General features: G+C 67.1%; 7 protein-coding genes. 4 read left to right on the forward strand and 3 right to left on the reverse strand.

Annotated elements, in window-relative coordinates:
* Positions 1-173: 173 nt before the first annotated feature.
* On the forward strand, positions 174-1,496 hold the full coding sequence (locus AAHM41_RS23570) for an acyltransferase family protein (protein ID WP_342239031.1): 1,323 nt from the start codon (positions 174-176) through the stop codon (positions 1,494-1,496).
* A gap of 64 nt (positions 1,497-1,560) precedes the next feature.
* Positions 1,561-2,433, forward strand: coding sequence for a glucose-1-phosphate thymidylyltransferase RfbA (gene rfbA / locus AAHM41_RS23575; protein ID WP_342239032.1), 873 nt, complete (start codon positions 1,561-1,563; stop codon positions 2,431-2,433).
* A gap of 6 nt (positions 2,434-2,439) precedes the next feature.
* On the opposite strand, the gene AAHM41_RS23580 is transcribed toward rfbA, so the two are convergent.
* Positions 2,440-2,790, reverse strand: coding sequence for a cupin domain-containing protein (locus tag AAHM41_RS23580; protein WP_342239033.1), 351 nt, complete (start codon positions 2,788-2,790; stop codon positions 2,440-2,442).
* A gap of 316 nt (positions 2,791-3,106) precedes the next feature.
* On the opposite strand from AAHM41_RS23580, the gene AAHM41_RS23585 reads away from it, so the two are divergent.
* Positions 3,107-4,027 carry a hypothetical protein gene (locus AAHM41_RS23585; protein ID WP_342239034.1) on the forward strand — a complete coding sequence of 307 codons (921 nt, stop codon included), beginning with the start codon at positions 3,107-3,109 and terminating at the stop codon, positions 4,025-4,027.
* Between the two features lie 83 nt (positions 4,028-4,110).
* On the opposite strand, the gene AAHM41_RS23590 is transcribed toward AAHM41_RS23585, so the two are convergent.
* Positions 4,111-5,106, reverse strand: a complete 996-nt coding sequence (locus tag AAHM41_RS23590) for a hypothetical protein (RefSeq protein WP_342239035.1) — start codon at positions 5,104-5,106, stop codon at positions 4,111-4,113.
* Between the two features lie 181 nt (positions 5,107-5,287).
* Entirely contained in the window at positions 5,288-5,716 is a 429-nt protein-coding gene (locus AAHM41_RS23595; protein WP_342239036.1) for a cupin domain-containing protein, read from the reverse strand.
* Between the two features lie 179 nt (positions 5,717-5,895).
* On the opposite strand from AAHM41_RS23595, the gene AAHM41_RS23600 reads away from it, so the two are divergent.
* A partial coding sequence (locus tag AAHM41_RS23600) for a hypothetical protein (protein WP_342239037.1) occupies positions 5,896-6,189 on the forward strand: 294 nt, incomplete at its 3' end.

Here is a 6,189-nt window from a genome sequence, read left to right on the forward strand (position 1 = left end):
GGTCGTTGCGGAGTCGGTGCCTCGTCGTTCACCGACGCTTCCCGGCGGCCGGCAAGGCCGCAGAACAGCCTTGAAGTGGTGTCGCGGCCGTTCCGAATCCGAGCGGGACCATGCTTGCCTTAGCCGTTGGAAAACCATTAGGGTGCGGCCTCTTACCATAGGAATTCCGGTTGATGAAATTGGATTCGGCCGCCATCAAGATCGCAGCCTCGCAGGATCAGGCTGAAAAGTCCGGCTCTCGACTCAAGTTTCTGGATGGCCTCAGGGCTATTGCCGCCTTGTTTGTCGTTGGGCAGCACGCGGGTGAGCTCCTGTATCCCCAGTTTTTTGGGTGGAGCATCACGGTGTGGCGGCCCGGGCAATTCGGGGTCTTCCTGTTCTTCATTATCAGCGGCTTCGTCATCCCCTATACGATCGGCCGCTATCGCAGCCCGTTGTCGTTTGCTTTTGGCCGGTTCTTTCGGATTTTCCCGCTTCTGGCCGCGGCGACCGTCTTCGTACTGCTCACATCGGGACAGGACTTTTCGCTTGGAGTGATCACCGCAAATTTATTTGCGGTGCATCTGTTTCTCGCGAATATCAATATCGTGGGGTCGTCCTGGACGCTGTACTATGAGCTGATTTTCTATATTCTCATTGGTGTTGCCTTCTTTTCAAACCGGTTGCCGAACTCGTTGCGCGTCATCGCCGTTGTCCCGCTGCTGCCGCTGCTGCTGAATGGCGCCATCTCCGGTGACCTGCTGTTCGGCAGCGTGACGAAGTTCCTCGAGAGCTGGGAAGCGATCGCGACCGTGTTCGCCTTCTCGGTCGTCCTGACTATGGCGATAGCGGGCAATTCTTCGGCTGGCCTGTTGAAGGCTTTCCCCTTTACGATTGCTGTGGGATTTTTGCTTTTCCATAACTATAGAGGGATATTTTATAATTTTACGCTTGTTCAATTTTTCGCCATCGGGGTGTTGTATTATTTACACTACACGAACCGCCTGGCGACGAAGCACTTGGTCATGCTTCTGATCGGCAACGCGCTGATGATCCTGATCAATTTCCGGATCTTCTACTATCCGTTCGAGTGGCCGGCGCCGCAGCCTTTGCACGACTGGCTGGCTCCCTATTTCGTCGACGCCGACAAGGTTGGGCGCCTGGCGCCCTGGTGGACCGATCCGGTGACATATGTCTGCGCGATCGTGGTGTTCAGCTTCGGCTATTTCTTCCGCTACGGCCTGGAAGGGCGCGTGATCACCTGGCTGGGGATGATCAGCTACTCGATCTACATCGTGCACTCGGTGATCATCCACCATCTGCCGCAGATCACCGGGTCGCGGATCGTCACGTTTTTCGGCTGGATGGCGATCAGCATCGCCGTATCCTGGGTGACCTATCGCTTGATCGAGGATCCGTTCCACCGGCTGGGGCGCCTGGCCGCGCGCTGGGCCGACACTCTGTCGGATCGCCCCTCACGACACGAAACAGCAGTGGCGGAGATGACGGCGCGGTGAGATACCCGGACGGCGTCCGCGGACGCCGTTCCTGCTTGCAACCATCAGCCTCCCGGAGCCCTCCATGAAAGGCATCATCCTCGCTGGCGGCAGCGGCACCCGGCTGCATCCGCTGACGCTGGCCACCTCCAAGCAGCTGATGCCGGTGTACGACAAGCCGATGATCTACTACCCGCTCAGCGTGCTGATGCTGGCCGGGATCCGCGAGGTGCTGGTCATCTCCACCCCGCATGACATGCCGCAGTTCCAGCGCCTGCTCGGCGACGGGTCGCAATGGGGCATGGGCTTCGAGTATGCCGTGCAGCCGAGCCCGGACGGGCTGGCCCAGGCCTACATCATCGGCGCCGACTTCGTCGCCGGTGGTCCCTCGGCCCTGATCCTCGGCGACAACATCTATCACGGCCACGGCCTGCCGGAGCTGCTGGCCTCGGCCGCCGCCCAGCCCTCCGGCGCCTCGGTCTTCGCCTATCACGTCGACGATCCGGAGCGCTACGGCGTGGTCAATTTCGGCGCCGACGGCCGGGCCGCGGCGATCGAGGAGAAGCCGCGCAACCCGACCTCCAACTGGGCGGTCACCGGCCTCTATTTCTACGATGCCGAGGTGGTCGACATCGCCGCCGACCTGAAGCCCTCGCCCCGCGGCGAGCTCGAGATCACCGACGTCAACCGCGTCTATCTCGAGCGCGGCCTGCTGCATGTCGAGCGGATGGGCCGCGGCTTCGCCTGGTTCGACATGGGCACCCATGACAGCCTGCTCGAGGCCGCCAGCTACGTGCAGACGCTGGAGCGACGCCAGGGCCTGCGCGTCGCCTGCCCGGAGGAGATCGCCTATCTCCAGGGCTTCATCGACCGCGAGCAGCTCGTCGTCCAGGGCCGCAAGCTGGAGAAGAGCGGCTATGGCAAATACCTGCTGAAGGTGGCCGAAGGCCTGGCCTAGCCGCCGTCAGGCGCGCTTGATGTCGAAGTGCTTCAGCACCGGCTCCTCGATCCGCCACACGCCGGTGAAGCCGGGCTCGACCACGAAGGCGTCGCCGGGGCCGACCTGCACCGGGGCGCCGCCATCGGGGGTGATGGTGATGCGGCCGCGGATGATGTGGACGAACTCGTATTCGGTGTAGGTGGCGTGCCAGCTGCCCGGCGTCGCCGCCCAGGTGCCGGACAGCATGCTGCCGTCGGCCGAGCTGTGCTGCACCCAGGTCTGCATCGTCGGCTTGCCCTCGACCACGCGCCAGCCGTCCAGGTCGGTGGTGATGGGCTCGCCCGACGGGGCGCCCAGCTTCACGATCGTCGCCATGATTCTCTCCGCGTTTCGGCCGGCCGGCACCGGATGCGCCGCCGCGACTCGGCCGCGACTGTGCCGGCTGCCGCCGCCGATGACCACCTTCGGCGCGACCATCCCTGGCGCGCCGCCGCCATCGGCTCCTCCGCGGCGGCTTCCTCGACGGGAAGGCCGCCAGGCAGGGGCAACGGCAAATTCAAATTCGGGCATCGGCGAATTCATTTCCGAAATCGCGCTCGAATATTCTCCTCCGAAATAGATCCGGTTGACAATTTCTCGAAATTTTCCGCTCTTAGTCTGTCTCTGTCGGCGAATTCGGAGGCGCGAGACCATGGCGCATGTCCCCTATGTCGGCTCCGGCCCCTATTGCTATGCGAATTCCTTCGCGATGATGTTCGGCGCCCGGGCGCCGTCCACCGCGGTGATCGAGTTCGCCACGGGCGGCCCCTTCGGCATGCAGCTGGTCGGCGGCACCCTGCCGTTCTTCGACCCCTGTGGCTGGACGCCGGAGGCCGGCTTCGGCGACGCCCTCGCCGCGCTGGGCTGGACCTCCTCGGTGCGCCGCGGCGGCACGGCGGAGCAGGCGCTGGCGGCGCTCGCGGCGGCGCTCGCCGATGGCCCGGTCTGGGTCGGCCCGGTGGAGATGGGGCATCTGCGCCATCAGCCCGGCATGACCGGGCCGATCGGCGCCGATCACTACGTCGTCGTCCTCGGCCTGGCCGAGGGACAGGTGCTGATGCACGACCCGCATGGCCATCCCTACGCCACGCTGCCGGTCGACGACTTCGTCGCCGCCTGGCGGGCCGAATCGGTCGACTACGCCACGCCCTTCACCCTGCGCACCGCCTTCCGGCAGGTGCGGGCGGTGACGGAAGAGGCGGCGATCGAGGCCGCGCTGCCGAATGCGCTGCGCTGGCTGTCGATGACGGAGGGCCGCCACCTGCCCGCCGGCACGATCGGCAACGGCGAGGCGGCGGAGCGCCTGGCGGCGATGGTCGAAGCCGGCTGCGACCGCGAGCTGCGCAACCATCTGGTCTGGTTCGCCGTGCGCGTCGGCGCCCGCCGCGTCGCCGATGCCGCCGGCTGCCTGGCGCGGATCGGGCGAGGGGAGGCGGCGCGGATCATGGACGGCCAGGCCCGGCTGATCGGCGCGCTGCAGCACCCGCTGGTGGCCGGCGACGACGCCGCGGCCGCCGCCCTGCTGCGCGCCCTGGCGCCGAGCTATGCCGAGCTGCCGGCGGCGCTGGCATAGGGCGGCGGATCGAGGCGGGGAGCGATCACCAGGCGAATGAGGTCCGGCCGGATCGGGGGATCCGATCGTGCCGGGGCCGCTGCTCACGGCCCCTTGTCTGCTGCGCGCAGGTTCCCGGGGGCGGGGCCGCCATCGGCTGTCCCATGCTCGGGCAATCCCAGGCGCCGCGCCAGGGCGGGCGGCCTGAGCAGGGTGAAGCTGCTATGCTGCTTGGCATAGGCGGCCTGGCGCTGGAATTCGGCTTCCTCCGGATCGAGCGGCGGCGGCGGCCGGGGTTCGGGCGGCACGGCCCGTTCGGCGGCCGTGGCCCTGGCCGACCGTCGGATGACGTCGGGGGCATCGGCCCGCCAAGGATGGTCGGGGACGGGCAGCCGCATGATGACGATGTCGACGTCGTCGTCGTCGTTGTTGTCGAAGACCTCGCCGGTGTCGATCCTGACCCGGTAGGGTTCGTCCCCCGGGAGGCCGAGATCGGCGGCGGAGATGCAGCAGATATGCATGGACTTGGTGGATTCCTCTTCCTCCGGGTCCGGGAGGGGGGCGCAGCCGGCCGGTGGGACGAACGGACTGCCGCCCGATGCCTTCGGGCCGGCCTGATCGGTCCCGGCCTTCGCCGCGGCCGGGTCGAGGCCCGCGGCGAGGGCGCGGCGGGACAGGCCGATGTCGCGGCCGAGGCGCAGGATCAGGGTCTCGATCGGCAGGGCGGTGTCGGCCAGGTCGGCGTCGATGCGCTCATTCTCGGTCAGCTTTTCCCAGAGCCCGGTGGTCAGCCGCTCGCGCGCGCCGGGCTTTCCGGCGGCGATGGCGCGGGACAGGCCTTCGGCGACGGCTTGGCGCCGGTCGTCCTTCTCGTCCTGCCGCCGATCCTTGTGGACTGCGGCCTTGCGCTGTGCTTCCTCGCGCTGCTGGCGCAGCTTGGCCTTGAGGGCCAAAGCGCGACGGATGCCGAGGAAGAGGCTGCTGAAGCGGGTCTCCGCAGTCCCGGCGCGGTCGAGATCGCCGGCCGCGAGGGCGGCGATGCCCTGGGCGTGGAAACCCGAGGCCAGCGACTCGGCGAAATCGGCCATGCGGGACAGCATCGCAGCGTCCCGGGCAGCCTCGTCCGTGGCCGGCGAAGCGGCGGAGGGAGTCTCGGAGCTGATGGCATCATCGACCATTCCCGCATTAGAACAAAGCAGGAACAAATAATCAAGCGAAACCGCATCCGCGGCCAGCCGGCGCGGCGATCCGGCCCGGCCCGCGGCGGAGCGGGAGCGGCGGTCAGCCGCCGCCGGGCGCGACCGGCACCAGCCCGTGGCGCAGCATGACCTCCTTCATCCGCGCCGGGTCGGGCGCGCCGCCGGCGGCCAGGGCGGCGACCTCGCGGAAATAGGCGGGGCCGAGCACGCCGGGGGTGAGGACGGAGAGGCAAACCGCCGGCTCCGGCGTGTCGTTGCGGAAGCCGTGCACGATGCCGCGCCGGATGAAGACGGACTCGCCGGGCCCGACCGGCACGTCCCGGCCGTCGACCTGGAAGGTCAGGGTGCCGGCCAGGCCATAGGCCACCTCGTCCCAGCTGTCGTGATAGTGCGGCACCGGCATCCGGGCGTTCGGCTGCACCGTCATCCGGAACGCATCGAGGCTGCCGGCGGTGTTGTGCTTGCTGTGCAGGAACTCCAGCAGCAGCCCGCCGATGCTGATCGTTTCCATCTCGGTTTTCCCCCGGGTGCGGTGCTCGAGAGAGGGTGGGCCATCCCGCCGGCGCCGGCAATGACCGGCACCGCCCGGCGCATGCCGACATGCGGCGAGAACATTGGCCGGGCGTGGGCCGGACCGATACGGTCGGAGAGGTTCGTTGCGACCGCCGATCCATTCACAGGGGGTCTTGAATGGCAGACGACCAGGAAATCGCCGAGCTGCGAAAGATCTGCGAAGCCTTGGAGCATAAGGTTAAGGCCGCGGAAGGCCGGGTTCAGTCGGTCTACGCCTTCGCGTCCGACCTGAGGAAGGACGTCAAGGGGCTGACGGAGACGGTCTCGGCGGTCCACAAGGGCTTTGGCGATCTGGGAAAGGACCTGAAAGGTCTGCAGGGCCAGTTCAAGGCCGTCGGATCGACCGTGAAAGCGCTCGGAAAGCCGGGCGATATCAAGAAGATGAAGACCCTGATGCTGATGAAGCGGAAA

Source organism: Inquilinus sp. OTU3971, from assembly GCF_038440215.1.